Genomic DNA, 14456 nt, shown 5'->3' with positions numbered 1-14456 from the left:
TATTTAAGGCGCAACTCAGGCTGATCCGGACCGATGCTCATGTCCCACAATCCCGTACGCCCGTGGCGCGATATCTATCGCCGTAAATCCCGTCAGATCATGGTCGGCAACGTCCCGGTCGGGGGGGATGCGCCGATTGCCGTGCAGACCATGACCAACACGCTGACCACCGATGTGGCCGCGACAGTGGCGCAGGTACAGGCGGCGGCTGAGGCTGGGGCGGATATCGTACGCGTCTCGGTCCCGGATGAGGCGTCGTCGAAAGCGCTGAAAGAGATCGTGCGCGAAAGCCCGGTGCCCATCGTGGCCGACATCCATTTTCACTATCGCCGCGGGATCGAAGCTGCCGAGGCAGGCGCGGCCTGCCTGCGGATCAATCCCGGCAACATCGGGGACGAGAAGCGGGTGCAGGAGGTCATCAAGGCTGCGCGCGACCACGATTGCTCGATCCGGATCGGTGTGAACGCGGGCAGCTTGGAAAAGCACCTGCTGGAGAAATACGGAGAACCGTGCCCCGAGGCGATGGTGGAAAGCGGGCTCGAACATATCCGTATCCTTGAGGATAACGACTTTCACAACTTCAAGATCAGTGTGAAGGCCAGCGATGTGTTTCTGTCTGCCGCCGCCTATCAGGGCATTGCCGAGGCCACCGATGCGCCGATCCATCTGGGGATCACCGAGGCCGGAGGGCTGGTCAGTGGCACCATCAAATCCGCCATCGGTCTGGGCAACCTGCTATGGATGGGCATCGGCGACACGATCCGCGTCAGCCTGTCCGCCGATCCGGTGGAAGAGGTGAAGGTGGGTTTTGAAATCCTGAAATCCCTCGGCCTGCGCCATCGCGGGGTGAACATCATCTCATGCCCCTCCTGCGCGCGGCAGGGGTTTGACGTGATCAAAACCGTCGAAGCGCTAGAGCATCGGCTGGAGCACATCAAGACCCCTATGAGCCTGTCGATCATCGGCTGCGTGGTGAACGGCCCGGGTGAGGCGTTGATGACCGATGTCGGTTTCACCGGCGGCGGGGCGGGGTCCGGCATGGTCTATCTGGCGGGCAAGGCCAGCCACAAGATGTCGAACGATCAGATGATTGATCATATCGTCGAACAGGTCGAGAAGAAGGCGGCAGAGTTGGATGGTGCGGCCGAAGCCGCGGAATAATAGCGAAGTGGTTTTGAATCACTCGCCGAGTTTTGGATAAATGAAACCGTTCACCGGATATTGACTGCCAAACTGTCCGGGTTGGCTTTCGACCCGCACCAGTGTCCAATCGTTGTTCTTGGACACGTCTTTGACGCTCATACTCAACGATACTTTGTTGCGGTGCCAATTGGCGTGGTTAATGATAACCTCACGCTCGGTTACGATATCCGAGACGACCGCGACATGCCCCAAGGGCATTCCACGTGTCGCCCGAAAAGACATCACAGACCCGACGACCGGTTCATTGCCCCGATCAAAGATATTGCGCGCCTTGCCCCACCAGTCTTTGGCGTTGCCGCGAATTTCGATGCCGCTGAGATTTCGGGCGTAGGGCACGCACCACACACGATGCCCCTGCGCCTGTTTTCTGGAGACTTCTTGCAGCGCCATCAACTGGCGTTCCGGATCGAGATCAACTTGGTTTGGATTCTGAGCACAGGCCGATAAAAGCGCGACAAGTCCCAGCGCAATCGCAGCGCGAACGACGCCAGTCGGGCGCGGCCAATTCCTATTCGTTTTACTGACGCTGTTCTGCAAGGATCTTCGGCGTTGATTGGAGTGGTCTCAGGGTTTTATTGCGGACTTGCGGATTATGAAAAGAGGCGCGGAAAACTCCCGGCGGGATTTTGCCGATCCCATGCGTTCAGTGTGAGAAAATGGGCACAATAAAAAGCGCATCCGCGTCTCTTGCGGCGAATGAGGCGTTGGAACTAAGGTTTACAAAGGACCAATGCAGCCACTGGCGGCTTCCTAAGCCAAAGCCGCCAGTTGCATGTATCTGAGCGAAACCACGGCAGCGCGCCGCCCTATGGCTCAGCCCTGTTCGGCGCGTACGCCATCCGCAATCTGCAGCATCTGATCGGCAGGCAGGAACCCGCGCAGCATCTCGGTGCCCAGCACAAACGATGGGGTGCCAGAAATCCGCATCCGCTGCGCCAGTTCACGGGTCTGGGCGATTTCCGCAGTTACCGCGTCACTGTCCATCGCGGCGACGATCGCGTCGCTGTCCAGACCCAGCCCGTCCGAGATGCGGCGCAGGGTCACCTCGGAGGGTTCGCCGCTGAACTCCAACAGGGCGTCGTGGACTTGCTTATACGCATCATCGCCCGCCACCTGTTTGGTCGCGATAGCAAAGCGCGAGGACACGACCGAGGCATCGCCCAGAATGGGCAATTCCTTGATCACCAGCCGGATGTTGCCATCTGCAGCCAGCAATTCGGCCACTTCAGGTACGGCGCGGCGGCAATAGCCACAGCGATAATCCATGAACTCGACCAGAGTGATGTCGCCGTCGGGGTTGCCACCCACCCAGCTGAAGCCGTCGTTAAACAGCGCGTCGGCATTGGCGGCGATCAGTTCCTTGTCCGCGGCAGCTTCGGCAGCGGCGTTGCGTTCTTCCAGAATGTTGATCGCCTCGATGATCACTTCGGGGTTCTCCAGCAGGTATTCACGCACTTGCGCACCGAATTCGGCCCGCTCGGCGTCACTCATGGCGTTCAAGTCCAGCGCTTGGGCCGGAGCGGCCAGCAGGGAAAGCCCCAGCAGGGCGGGTGCGGTGTGTCTGAGGATCATTTTCGCTTCCTTTTTTGTTTGTTCGCCCGTTCCGAGGCAATCAGCACGTCTTGTGCTCTTTGCCACCCCGGAGACCCCTCGGGCAGTAACCCGATGGCGCGTTTGGCATGGATGCCTGCATCGTCCATGCGACCATGCAAGGCATATCGTTCTGCGGTGACCGTCGAGGCCATCCCGGTGTTGCCGACCTGCGCATACGCCGTGCCCAGATCCTGCATCAGCCGCGCATTTCGGTAGTCCCGTGCGCGCGCCCTTTCTAGCGCTTGCAAAGCGTCCTTTGTCTGTCCGTCTGCCAACAGGGCGCGCCCGTAACCGGCCAGGATCAGCGAGTCGTTTGGTGCCATATCAACAGCTGCGCCGTAAGCTGCAACCGCTTCTTTCACGCGGCGGTTTTCCAGCAGGATTTGGCCTTTCAGCTCATAGAAAAATGGGTCGTCCGGTCGGATTTCAAGGGCTTTGTCGATCGCGGCGCGTGCCCGGGGGAGATCCCGGTTCTGGTGGTGTGCCGAGGCTTCGCGCATCAAGCGGATGTCGGGGGCGGCCTCCTCAGCCGCGCGGTGCAAGGTCCAGCCGGGCGCGCGCAGCCATGCGGACAGTTTCCCTTTGACCCGTGCAAACCAATAGTCGGCATCTGAATTCGGCTGCGCCTGATCACCAAACTCGTCCAGAAAGTGCTCGGCCGCGCGCAGGCGTTCGCGGCTGGTCGGATGGGATCGCATATAGGGGTCCTGATTGGCCTCGCTCAGAAGCTCTTGGCCGGCGAATTTGCGATGCAGGTTAACCATCCCGCGTGGCGAGATGCCCGCCCATCTCAGATAACTGGCAGCGCTGCGGTCCGCCGAGGCCTCCTCAGCGCGTGTATGACCCAGAAAGCTGCGCAGCGCGGCCCCGGTAGCGCCCGTTGCGATCCCGGCGGCTGCTTCGCCGCCGCCCGCTGCTGCGACGACCAAGGCGAATACATTGCCCAGCCGCGCATTGCGTTGCGCCGCGCGCAGGTTTTCCACGCGCCGGGCAAGATGCCCGTTTGCGATATGGGCCGCCTCATGTGCGATCACGGCCTGCAGCATCTCGGGCGTGTCGACCGACAGGATCAGGCCGTAGTTCACATAGATCGTCTTATGGTCGATGACGAAGGCGTTGAACGTGTTGCTGTTGACCACCAGAATGCGCACACGGTTGGTGTTCAGGCCCGCCGCGCGCAAAATCGGAGAGGCGAGTTCGCGTAATCCATGTTCGACATCGGCATCGCGGATCAGGCTTTGGGCCTGGCTCTGCGCGCTCGACGCCAGCCACATCACCGCAGCCAGCATCAGGGCCGGGATTGACGCCAGCCTGGATACGCGTTTCAAAGCCATGGCCGCAACATGGGAGATGGGCATGAGAAACTCAACCCGGTCCGGGGTTGATCCGTTCATTGTGATGGACGTGATGGAAGCCGCGCGCCGCGCCGAAGAGGCTGGGCGGCATATCATTCATATGGAAGTCGGCCAGCCCGGCACCGGTGCCCCAAAGGGTGCGACTGAGGCACTGGTCAAAGCAATGGACCAAGGCCCGTTGGGATATACCGTTGCGCTGGGTTTGCCAGCCCTGCGCCAGCGGATCGCACGGCTGTATGGCGAGTGGTATGACGTCGATCTGAATCCCGAGCGCGTGGTGATCACACCCGGTTCGTCAGGCGGGTTTCTTTTGACCTTCACGGCGTTGTTCGACAGCGGCGACCGCGTCGGGATCGGCGCGCCGGGCTATCCGTCTTATCGGCAGATTCTGAAGGCACTGGGGCTGGTTCCCGTCGATCTGCCCACCGCACCCGAAAACCGGTTGCAACCGGTACCTGACGATCTCGCCGGGTTGAACCTGCAGGGCCTGATGGTGGCGTCTCCGGCCAATCCCACAGGCACGATGCTGGATCGCGCCGCGATGGGTGCGCTGATCGAGGCCGCGCACGGGCAGGGCGCCTCGTTCATCAGTGACGAGATTTACCATGGTCTGGAATATGAGGCCAAAGCCGTCACCGCGCTGGAACTGACGGATGAGTGCTACGTGATCAATTCGTTCTCCAAGTATTTCTCGATGACTGGCTGGCGTGTGGGCTGGATGGTGGTGCCCGAGGATCAGGTGCGCGTGGTCGAGCGGATCGCGCAGAATATGTTCATCTGCGCCCCTCATGCCAGTCAGGTCGCGGCGTTGGCGGCGATGGATTGCGAGGATGAGTTGCGGGCCAATCTGGACGTCTATCGCCGCAACCGCGCGCTGATGCTGGAAGGGCTGCCCAAAGCCGGATTTACCAATATCGCACCGCCCGACGGCGCGTTTTATGTCTATGCCGATGTCTCGGACCTGACCGATGACAGCCGCGCCTTCGCGGCTGAGGTTTTGGATAAGGCTGGCGTCGCCGTCACGCCCGGGCTGGATTTTGACCCTCTGCGCGGTCATACCACACTGCGGTTTTCCTATGCGCGCGCGACGGCAGACATCGAAGAAGGTCTGGCCCGCCTGCAGCGTTTCATGGCCGAACGCGCAGCGACCGTGACACCAGCCTAGGCCGTTCACAAAGACCGGGGGATGCTGTAGGTTAAGCTTCAAACGATCTCGGGAAAACTTGAGGCTATGAGCAGGATTTTCTACTTACTCGCCCTGTTTTGGGCGCTCACAGGTGCTGCGCTCGCGCAAGAGTTCAGCGCGCTGGCCCGCGTATTGCCAGAGCAAAGCCGGATCAGTGATGAGGGACGGTCAGATGTCAGGCTTGATCTGGGCCTCAGTCAGGGTGTGCCGTACCGCGTCTTCACCTTGCGCGATCCCTACCGGATGGTACTGGATTTTCAAGAGGTTGACTGGACCGGTCTGGACCGCCAAAGCTTTCTGCAAACCACCCGCATCAGCGGTGTTCAATATGGGGCCTATGTGCCCGGCTGGTCCCGGTTAGTGCTGGAACTGGGGGCACCCCTTGCGATTGAAACAGCCGAGTTGCGCGTTGATGAGACCTCGGGCGCCGCGCATCTGACCCTGCACCTGACCGGCACGGACTTTGACAGTTTTGCCGCCAGCGCGGGCGCTCCGCGCCAGCCCGGGTGGGATCTGCCCGAACCCGCGTTTGTTCCCGACGCCAGCGCGCCACGCGATGGCAACAGCCTGCTTGTGATGCTGGATCCCGGGCATGGCGGCATAGATCCTGGGGCCGAGGTGGAGGGCACCAATGAAAAAACTCTGATGCTGACCTTCGCGCGCGAGCTGCGCGAGACGCTGCTGCGCGCTGGCGGTTTCGAAGTGGTCATGACGCGCAGGGACGACCGTTTTGTAAGCCTTGAGCGGCGCATCGCCCTGGCACATCGTGCCGGTGCGGATGTGTTCCTTTCGCTGCACGCCGATTCCCTGTCGGAAGGGCGCGCGCATGGGGCGGCAGTCTATACGCTTGCGGATGAGGCGTCGGACGTGGCCAGCGAAAAACTGGCGGAACGTCACAACCGTGGCGATCTGCTGGCCGGGATTGATCTGAGCGGCTCTGATGATCAGGTGGCCGACGTTCTGCTGGATCTGGCACGACAGGAAACCAAACCGCGCACGGATGCCTTGGCGCGCGCTGTGGCAGACGGGATGGCGCAGCAGGGCGGGCCGATGAACAGCCGCCCGTTGCGCACTGGTTCTTTTTCGGTCCTCAAGGCCGCTGACATCCCATCCGTTTTGATCGAGCTTGGCTTTCTGTCCAGCCCGCGCGATCTGAAGAATGTCCGGAACCCTGAATGGCGCGCCTCGATGGCATATGGTATCGTGCAGGGGCTTGAGGCCTGGCGGCAGGCCGATTTGGTCAACCGGTCGCTGGTCGGGCAATAACGCAGCGGCGCAAAACAGCCATTGAAGGCTTTCGTGTTTTGACCCGGAACAAGCGGCCCCTTATATAGGCGGCACCGCGAGAAAAAGGCAGTAACGTGATCCGGTTTGTTCTTTCGTTTTTCGGGGCCATCTTCAGCCTCGTCACATTGGGTATCTTCATGGCCGCGCTGGTTATCGGCGCGATCTTCTGGATGTATGGGCGCGATCTGCCCAGCCATGAGTCGCTGGCGCAGTACAAACCGCCCACGATCAGCCGGATCTACTCGGGCGAAGGGCAGCTGATCGACGAGTTCGCGCAGGAACGCCGCCTGTTCACCCCGTCCGAGGAAATTCCCGATCTGGTGAAACAGGCCTTTATCTCGGCAGAAGACAAGAATTTCTATACCCATCAGGGCTATGACCCGCGCGGCATCGTTGCGGCCGGGGTCGAGGCGGTGCGCACCAAAGGTGAAACCGTGCGCGGTGCATCGACCATTACGCAGCAGGTGATGAAGAACTTTCTGCTGTCCGGCGACCGCCGCGCCGAACGCAAGATCAAAGAGATCATCCTTGCCACAAGGCTTGAGGATACGCTGGACAAGGAACAAATCCTCGAACTCTATATGAACGAGATTTTTCTGGGCCAGAACTCTTATGGGGTGACTGCGGCGGCGCAGACCTATTTCAACAAGACGCTTCAGGAGCTGGCTCCGCATGAGGCCGCGACGCTTGCCGCGATGCCCAAGGCCCCGTCGGATTATCACCCCGTTCGGCAAAAAGAGCGCCTGCTGGCCCGCCGCAACTATGTGCTGCGTGAAATGCAGCAAAACGGCTATATCGATCAGGCGACCTATGAGGCCGAGGTCAATGCACCGCTGCGCTCGGTCCAGAATGGTGACTTTGAAAGCTTCCGCACGGCCTTGCCGCCGCGCGACTACTTCACCGACGAAATCCGCCGCCAGCTGAGCGAGGATTTCGGTGAGGGTGAGTTCTTTACCGGTGGCTTCACGGTGCGCGCCTCGGTGGATGAAGAGATGCAGGTCGAGGCCGCCAAGGCCCTGCGGACCGCGCTGCAGAAATACGACCGCTCACGCGGGCGCTGGCGCGGCACGGGCGAGGTAATCCCCGAAGAAAAGCTGGCGGATGAGGCGCAATGGCGCGAGGCGCTGGCGATCATGGAAATCCCGCGCGACGTGGTGTTGCCGACGCAATGGTATCCGGCGGTCGTGCTGAACGTGGCCGATCAATCTCTGACCGTCGGGATCGAAGATGGCCCGGCGGACGGCACCATTCCACGTTCGGACATCCAGTGGATGCAGGGCGACTTTGCAGCCAATTTCAAACGCGGCGACGTGATCCTTGTGATGGAAGGCGAAGAAGGGCAATGGTCTGCTCGTCAGGTGCCCGAAGTGCAGGGTGGCTTTGTTGCGATGGATGTGAACTCGGGGCGCGTTCTGGCGATGCAGGGCGGGTTCTCGTATCAGGACACTGTGTTCAACCGCGCCACGCAGGCTCAGCGCCAGCCGGGGTCGAGCTTTAAGCCCTTCGTTTATGCCGCAGCTTTGGACAGCGGCTATAGCCCCGCGACCATCGTCGTGGATGCCCCGATTGAGGTGAACACGCCGCAGGGTCTGTGGCGGCCGAAGAACTCGTCGAACAAATTCTATGGTCCCACACCGCTGCGTACCGGGATTGAACAATCGCGGAACCTGATGACCATCCGTCTGGCGCAAGAGGTCACGATGCCCGTTGTCGCGGGCTATGCAGAACGCTTTGGCGTCTATGACCGCATGGGGGCATTCTTGGCGAACTCGCTGGGGTCCGAGGAGACGACGCTCTACAAGATGGTCGCGGCCTACGCGATGTTTGCCAATGGGGGTGAACGGGTTGAGCCGACGCTGGTTGACCGAATTCAGGACCGGTACGGCAAGACGATTTATCGCCATGACGATCGTCAATGCGTGGATTGTAATTCAAGCTGGCTGGAACCTGATGAGGCCCCGCAGATCATCACCGACCGCAGTCAGGTGATGGATGCGATTACGGCCTATCAGCTGACCTCGATGATGAAAGGCGTGGTGGATCGCGGCACGGCCTCGGCCCATGTCAAGCTGCCGGTGCCGACAGCGGGCAAGACCGGGACGACCAACGAATCCAAGGATGCGTGGTTCATCGGCTTCACCTCGAACATCGTGGCGGGCTGCTATATCGGCTACGACCGCCCGCGCCCGATGGGGCGGGGGGCCTATGGCGGGACGATGTGTGGCCCGGTGTTCCAGAGCTTTATGGAGAAGGCCGTCGAGAAATACGGTGGTGGCCCGTTTGAAGTACCTCCGGGTGGTCAGTTCATCAAAATCGACCGGTTCAGCGGCGCGCGCTTGCCAGCGGATGCCTCGGGCGACTATGTGGTGGCCGAATACTTCCGGGATGGCGTCGATGGCTTCATCGACCGGGTTTATGACGGTGGGTTCGCCGTGGGCTCGGAACTACCGCTGTTCGAAGAGGTGACCCGTGGCGGGCGCCAGGTGACGACCTCGACCGGGAACACGATCACCGTTGGGCCCAACGCAAGTCAGGGTGATCTGCAGGGCGGCGGGCTTTATTGATCCGCGATCTTTAGGAACAGGTACAGCAGATCGGCCTCACGGTCGGTCTTAATCAGTCCATTGGCCCGCCAAAAGATCGACAGCGCGCATTTTGCAGCAGCCCATTGGGCTAGTCGGTTAACGTCTACGTGCATCGCACTGGCGTAAAGTTTCAGGCATCGTTCAATCTGGCTGCGTTGCCGCACCAGCGCGGCCATGCCCTTGGGGTGGCGCAGAGCATTGGCCAGTTCAAAGGCCGGATCGCCGAGATAGCCTTTGGCATCTATGACCCGAGGGCCTTGGGTGGTTTGGATGACGTTGTCGGGGTGCAAGTCGCCGTGCAACGGGATGGCGATGGGCTGACTGTCCAACAGGGTGCGTGCCAGAGCGATCGCCCTGGTCATGTCATTGCGGAACTGCGTGTTGCATTTTGGTGAGAACCGGACCGCGAAGATTGGATCGAAGACCTGCTGCAGCGGCTTGAGGCCCGTTGTCTGCACAGCCGGCGCGCGATGCAGGCGCTGCGCTGTTTCGGCCAGAGTTGTCAGGGCCGCATCGGGCTGACCTCCTCGTGCCAGATCGCCCAAGGATGGCCCCTCAAGCCAGTCCATCAGCACCGCGTCTGCGGTTTCGGCCAGAACCCGAACCGCGCCGCGATCCTGCCAGAGGCTCAGCAGCTTCGTCCCCGCAGCCTCATTCCCTCGATCCGGCCGGCGATAGAGCTTCAGGGCGGCGTAACCATCGGCTGTCTGAACCTTCCAGACCCGCGCGTGACCGGTATCGGCGACCTCTGCCAGAAGGCTCAGGCCCCATTCGTCCGCAATCTCTGCCGCCGCGCTTTGCATTCCGATCCTGCCCGTCTTGTGGTGGCCCGCACCTCTTGCTATCACGCAGGCCTGATTGAGCAAGTTGGGACAAGACCATGCGCGCCGAAACCCAGAACATCGTGGCGGAAATCGAAAAGTCGCTGGAGCTGCTGGCGCAGCGCATGGACTATGAAACCGCGCCGCACCGGTTGGAGGAATTCAACGCGCGCGTCGAGGACCCGAACCTGTGGGACAATCCCGAGAACGCGCAGAAACTGATGCGCGAACGGCAGATGCTGGTCGATGCCATTGAGACCTATGAGACGATCAAAACCGATCTGAGCGACAATATCGAGCTGATCGAACTGGGTGAGATGGAAGAGGACGAAGAGGTCGTTCAGGAGGCCGAAGCGGCCATCAAGGCGCTTGGTGCGAAGGCCGCCAAGAAAGAGCTTGAGGCGCTGCTGGACGGTGAGGCGGACGGTAACGACACCTTCCTCGAAATCAACTCGGGCGCGGGTGGGACCGAGAGCTGCGACTGGGCCTCGATGCTCGCGCGGATGTACGTGCGTTGGGCCGAGAAGAAGGGCTATACCGTCGAATTGCAGTCCGAGACGGCGGGAGAAGAGGCGGGGATCAAGTCTGCCGCGTACAAGATTTCCGGGCACAATGCTTATGGTTGGTTGAAGTCGGAAAGTGGCGTGCACCGGCTGGTGCGAATCTCGCCTTATGACTCGGCGGCCAAGCGGCATACCTCGTTCAGTTCGGTGTGGGTCTATCCGGTGGTGGACGACAATATCGAGATCGAGGTGAACCCGTCGGATATTCGCATTGACACCTATCGGTCCTCGGGGGCCGGGGGGCAGCACGTGAACACGACGGATTCGGCGGTGCGGATCACGCACATTCCCACCGGCATCGTGGTGACGAGTTCCGAGAAATCGCAGCACCAGAACCGCGATATTGCAATGAAAGCGCTGAAATCGCGGCTGTATCAGCAAGAACTGGATCGCCGGAACGCCGATATCAACGCGGCGCATGAGGCCAAGGGCGATGCGGGTTGGGGCAACCAGATCCGGTCATACGTGTTGCAGCCTTACCAGATGGTAAAGGATTTGCGGACCAACCATGAGACCTCGGACACCAAAGGGGTGTTGGACGGGGATCTGGACGGGTTCATGGCGGCGACGCTGGCATTGAATGTGGCCGGAAAATCCCGGTCCGAGGCGCAGGGCGACTGAGGTTTCTGGGGGCTCTGCCCCCGTCGCGGCGGGCCGCGCCTCCCCCGGGATATTTCTGGCCAGATGAAGCAGGGAACCCTGCAGAGTCGATCGGAAAAGATACATCTAAACAGTGGGTTTAAATGAGAGAGCGGCTTGGCTAGGCTGAGCGGCGAACGCCTTATGTGAGCCTGCCGATGACCCTGCACCAAACCTCTGCCAAAGATCTTTTGAGCGATCTTGCCGCGCGGCGCGTTTCGGCGGTCGAGGTGATGCGGGCGACGCTGGATCGGATCGCGGAGGTCAACGGGCAGGTGAATGCGATCGTCGCGCTGCGCGATGAAGACGCGCTGTTGGCCGAGGCGCGGGTGCTGGATGCGGGGCCGGTCGTGGGACCGTTGCACGGTTTGCCGATTGCGGTGAAAGATCTGGTGAATGTGGCGGGGGTGGTTTCGTCGCAGGGTTCGCCCTTGTTCAAGGACCATGTTCCGCAATCCGATGATCTGATCGCGGCCCGGATGCGGGCGGCGGGGGCGGTTTTAATTGGCAAAACCAATTCACCGGAGTTTGGATTGGGGTCGCACACCTTCAATCCGGTCTATGGTGCAACGCGGAACCCCTATGATCCAGCGCGGACCTGTGGCGGGTCATCGGGCGGTGCGGCGGTTGCGCTGGCTACCGGGATGGTGGCGCTGGCCGATGGGTCGGACATGATGGGCAGTTTGCGCAACCCGGCCGCATGGAACAACGTTTACGGGTTTCGGCCCAGCTGGGGGCAGGTGCCGTCCGAGCCGGTTGGTGACAGCTATTTGCACCAACTGTCGACCCTCGGTCCGATGGCGCGCAGCCCTGAGGATATCGGGATATTGCTGGATGTGATCTCGGGCCCTGATCCGCGGATGCCGTTGAGTTTCGACAACCCGGATGTGTCGCCAGTAAACCCGGTCGATCTGCGCGGGATGCGGATCGGTTGGTTGGGCGATTGGGGCGGGGCCTTTCCTTATGAGGCCGGGATCGCCGATCTGTGTGAGACCGCTCTGGACGTCATGGCGCAGCTTGGGGCGCAGGTCGAGCCGGTTGCACCACCGTTCGAGGCGGAGCGGATTTGGGACAGTTGGATCGCCCTGCGGTCGTGGAGTGTGGCAGCAGGCCTGGAGGTGTTGTCGGACCGCAAGGCGGCGCTTAAAGACAGTGCGCAATGGGAGCTGGAGCGCGGATTGGCGCTGAGCGCGATGGAGGTGCATCATGCCAGCGTGATCCGGTCCGAGTGGTTTCGGCGGGCTGAGGGTGTGTTTGGCACCTTCGATGCACTGGTGCTTCCGGCGGCTCAGGTCTGGCCCTTTGATGTAGATCAGCCTTACCCGACCGAAATCGCAGGGCAAGCGATGGATACCTATCATCGCTGGATGCAAGTTGTGACGCCGGTCAGCCTGCTGGGTTTGCCCTGTCTGGCCCCGCCTGCCGGGTTCGGTACGCAGGGATTGCCGATGGGCCTGCAGATGTTCGGGCCCCGCGGTTCGGACGCGAAACTACTGGCGATGGGGGCGGCGTATCACGAAGCGACGCGCTGGCCGCAGAACAGACCGGCCATTCAGGTCGGCTAGGGGAGGAGAGACAGAGAATGGACAAACCCTTTGGTGTTCCGACGATGCAGCCGGTCGACACGGCCATGCTGAAAGAGGCGCTGCGCCGGGCGTGGCAGGATTACCGCCGCGCGCCGCTGTTCGGGCTGCTGTTCGCCGGTTTTTACGTGTTGGCGGGTTGGGCGATGGCCTGGGTTACACTTCAGACCGGGACATCTTTCTGGCTGGTGCTGGCTGCGATTGGCTTTCCCCTGATCGGCCCATTTGCGGCCGTGGGGCTTTATGAGGTCTCGCACAGACTGGAACAGGGCGAGCCGCTGGATTTTGGCGCCATTTTCGGTGTGGTCGTGCAGCAAAGCCGTCGGCAGCTGCCTTCGATCTGCGCGATCATTGTTGTGATCTTCCTGTTCTGGTTCTTTTTGGGCCACATGATTTTTGCACTGTTCATGGGATTGTCGACGATGACAAATATCTCGTCATCGTTTGAGGTATTTCTGACCCCCAACGGGCTATCGATGCTGGTCATAGGAACAGCCGTAGGGGCCATCTTTGCGATCTTGTTGTTCATGATCACCGTGCTGTCGATACCGATGCTACTGGATCGCGAACTGGATTTCGTAACGGCGATGATCTCAAGCTATGCCTATGTTGCCGCGAACAAAAGTGTGATGCTGGGGTGGGGGGCGTTCATCGCAATCCTCACTTTTCTGGCGATGATACCTTGGTTTCTGGGCCTGTTGGTGGTTCTGCCTCTATTGGGTCATGCCAGTTGGCACCTTTATCGGCTGATCACTTTGGATGAAGGTGCGGCCTGATTGGTCAGCGCGCGGTTGGCGCATGTGGCGCGTGTCGCCTCAGCCGCAGGGCGGCGGCCAGGTCGTAGGCCAGATGATGCAGGTCCAGTTGCCGAACGTTGGGGCCACTGACCGTGTGATCGGATAGCCGGAGCATGTAGCCCGCCCAATGCAGACTGCCCTCTGAAGGTTGTTGCGACAACACCATCAGGCGGCGGTCCTGCGCGCAGCGGCGGGACATCAGAACACAGACCTGTGTCCCGTTATGGGCAACGATACCTTGCAGTTCGCGCTGCGGTGCAGTTGCTCCTGGCAAAACCGAGCGCGGCTCGTAGCCGCGCAGCAATGCGCAATGGCCGATATGGCGCACATGCAGCAGCCGATGGCGTGTCCTTGGATCGGTGTCAGCGCCTGTTTCAATCGCATGATAGAAACCGGGCGCAAACCGGAGGTCGGGGCCAGCCGCAAGAAAACGGTCGAGTGTTTCTGAGGCCGGATGGTCAACGGCTGGTTCAATATCATCCAGCGGTTTCAGAAGGATACGCGCATCGACGGCAAAGAAACGACAGATACGGTCCAGCACATCCGGGCGCGGAAAGCTCTCGCCCGAGAGATATCGGTTGAACTGGGTGCGATTGATACCCAGCCGGCGGCAGACTTCCGAAACCGAAGGATACCTGTTCGCAAGCCGCCGAAGGTTTGCACCGAACATTCTGCGGAGGTCATCGGGGCTGCGGGTGGTTTCGGTCATATCTGTGCCAGCGTGTTGCGGTATTTCAGGAAAACACGATCGCAACGGCGGTTAGGCCGAACGTCTTGCAATAAAATCGTAAATGTGACCCCAGCGAAGATGAGATGCGGCTTCGCTACGGGGCACACGCTAGCG

At 60.8% G+C, this 14456-nt stretch carries 12 protein-coding genes; 7 read left to right on the top strand and 5 right to left on the bottom strand.

Annotation, left to right across the window (positions count from 1 at the left end):
* Positions 1-39 precede the first annotated feature (39 nt).
* Positions 40-1161 (top strand): flavodoxin-dependent (E)-4-hydroxy-3-methylbut-2-enyl-diphosphate synthase, encoded by a 1122-nt coding sequence (gene ispG / locus ACR3EN_RS16485; protein ID WP_480819688.1) that lies wholly within the window; start codon positions 40-42, stop codon positions 1159-1161.
* Positions 1162-1179: 18 nt separating this feature from the next.
* On the opposite strand, the gene ACR3EN_RS16480 is transcribed toward ispG, so the two are convergent.
* From ACR3EN_RS16480 to ACR3EN_RS16470, 3 genes are all read right to left on the bottom strand, one after another.
* The gene (locus ACR3EN_RS16480; protein ID WP_480819689.1) at positions 1180-1740 is read right to left on the bottom strand and encodes a CHAP domain-containing protein; all 561 of its coding nucleotides are present in this window, start codon (positions 1738-1740) and stop codon (positions 1180-1182) included.
* Between the two features lie 276 nt (positions 1741-2016).
* The gene (locus ACR3EN_RS16475) at positions 2017-2775 is read right to left on the bottom strand and encodes a DsbA family protein (RefSeq protein ID WP_480819690.1); all 759 of its coding nucleotides are present in this window, start codon (positions 2773-2775) and stop codon (positions 2017-2019) included.
* Positions 2772-4154: a M48 family metalloprotease gene (locus ACR3EN_RS16470; protein ID WP_480819691.1), complete on the bottom strand. Its 1383-nt coding sequence runs from the start codon at positions 4152-4154 to the stop codon at positions 2772-2774. Before ACR3EN_RS16470 ends, ACR3EN_RS16475 begins: the two co-directional genes overlap by 4 nt.
* On the opposite strand from ACR3EN_RS16470, the gene ACR3EN_RS16465 reads away from it, so the two are divergent.
* From ACR3EN_RS16465 to ACR3EN_RS16455, 3 genes are all read left to right on the top strand, one after another.
* On the top strand, positions 4153-5316 hold the full coding sequence (locus ACR3EN_RS16465) for a pyridoxal phosphate-dependent aminotransferase (RefSeq protein WP_480819692.1): 1164 nt from the start codon (positions 4153-4155) through the stop codon (positions 5314-5316). The two genes, ACR3EN_RS16470 and ACR3EN_RS16465, sit on opposite strands and share 2 nt — an antisense overlap.
* A 66-nt stretch (positions 5317-5382) precedes the next feature.
* Entirely contained in the window at positions 5383-6603 is a 1221-nt protein-coding gene (locus ACR3EN_RS16460) for an N-acetylmuramoyl-L-alanine amidase (protein ID WP_480819693.1), read from the top strand.
* Positions 6604-6698: 95 nt separating this feature from the next.
* Positions 6699-9188, top strand: a complete 2490-nt coding sequence (locus ACR3EN_RS16455) for a penicillin-binding protein 1A (protein ID WP_480819694.1) — start codon at positions 6699-6701, stop codon at positions 9186-9188.
* Here the strand turns inward: ACR3EN_RS16455 and ACR3EN_RS16450 are convergent.
* The gene (locus tag ACR3EN_RS16450; RefSeq protein ID WP_480843481.1) at positions 9182-10057 is read right to left on the bottom strand and encodes an aminoglycoside phosphotransferase family protein; all 876 of its coding nucleotides are present in this window, start codon (positions 10055-10057) and stop codon (positions 9182-9184) included. The two genes, ACR3EN_RS16455 and ACR3EN_RS16450, sit on opposite strands and share 7 nt — an antisense overlap.
* A 32-nt stretch (positions 10058-10089) precedes the next feature.
* On the opposite strand from ACR3EN_RS16450, the gene prfB reads away from it, so the two are divergent.
* The 3 genes from prfB (at position 10090) to ACR3EN_RS16435 (ending at position 13591) form a co-directional block, all read left to right on the top strand.
* Positions 10090-11214: a peptide chain release factor 2 gene (gene prfB, locus ACR3EN_RS16445; RefSeq protein WP_480819696.1), complete on the top strand. Its 1125-nt coding sequence runs from the start codon at positions 10090-10092 to the stop codon at positions 11212-11214.
* Positions 11215-11390: 176 nt separating this feature from the next.
* Entirely contained in the window at positions 11391-12797 is a 1407-nt protein-coding gene (locus tag ACR3EN_RS16440) for an amidase (protein WP_480819697.1), read from the top strand.
* A gap of 17 nt (positions 12798-12814) precedes the next feature.
* Positions 12815-13591 carry a DUF2189 domain-containing protein gene (locus ACR3EN_RS16435; protein WP_480819698.1) on the top strand — a complete coding sequence of 259 codons (777 nt, stop codon included), beginning with the start codon at positions 12815-12817 and terminating at the stop codon, positions 13589-13591.
* Positions 13592-13595: 4 nt separating this feature from the next.
* On the opposite strand, the gene ACR3EN_RS16430 is transcribed toward ACR3EN_RS16435, so the two are convergent.
* Positions 13596-14321 (bottom strand): helix-turn-helix domain-containing protein, encoded by a 726-nt coding sequence (locus tag ACR3EN_RS16430; RefSeq protein WP_480870162.1) that lies wholly within the window; start codon positions 14319-14321, stop codon positions 13596-13598.
* Positions 14322-14456 lie beyond the last annotated feature (135 nt).

It is taken from the genome of Ruegeria sp. G7 (assembly GCF_056535465.1).
Note: the sequence above shows the minus strand (reverse complement) of the source record. Positions and strands in the feature narration are given on the sequence as shown.

Excerpts from the sequence above, each read along its gene's own strand:
- ACR3EN_RS16440 (WP_480819697.1), top strand. The coding sequence starts at position 11,391 with ATGACCCTGCACCAAACCTCTGCCAAAGATCTTTTGAGCGATCTTGCC.
- ACR3EN_RS16475 (WP_480819690.1), bottom strand. The coding sequence starts at position 2,775 with ATGATCCTCAGACACACCGCACCCGCCCTGCTGGGGCTTTCCCTGCTG.
- prfB (WP_480819696.1), top strand. The coding sequence starts at position 10,090 with ATGCGCGCCGAAACCCAGAACATCGTGGCGGAAATCGAAAAGTCGCTG.
- ACR3EN_RS16465 (WP_480819692.1), top strand. The coding sequence starts at position 4,153 with ATGAGAAACTCAACCCGGTCCGGGGTTGATCCGTTCATTGTGATGGAC.
- ACR3EN_RS16435 (WP_480819698.1), top strand. The coding sequence starts at position 12,815 with ATGGACAAACCCTTTGGTGTTCCGACGATGCAGCCGGTCGACACGGCC.
- ACR3EN_RS16460 (WP_480819693.1), top strand. The coding sequence starts at position 5,383 with ATGAGCAGGATTTTCTACTTACTCGCCCTGTTTTGGGCGCTCACAGGT.
- ACR3EN_RS16430 (WP_480870162.1), bottom strand. The coding sequence starts at position 14,321 with ATGACCGAAACCACCCGCAGCCCCGATGACCTCCGCAGAATGTTCGGT.
- ACR3EN_RS16470 (WP_480819691.1), bottom strand. The coding sequence starts at position 4,154 with ATGCCCATCTCCCATGTTGCGGCCATGGCTTTGAAACGCGTATCCAGG.
- ispG (WP_480819688.1), top strand. The coding sequence starts at position 40 with ATGTCCCACAATCCCGTACGCCCGTGGCGCGATATCTATCGCCGTAAA.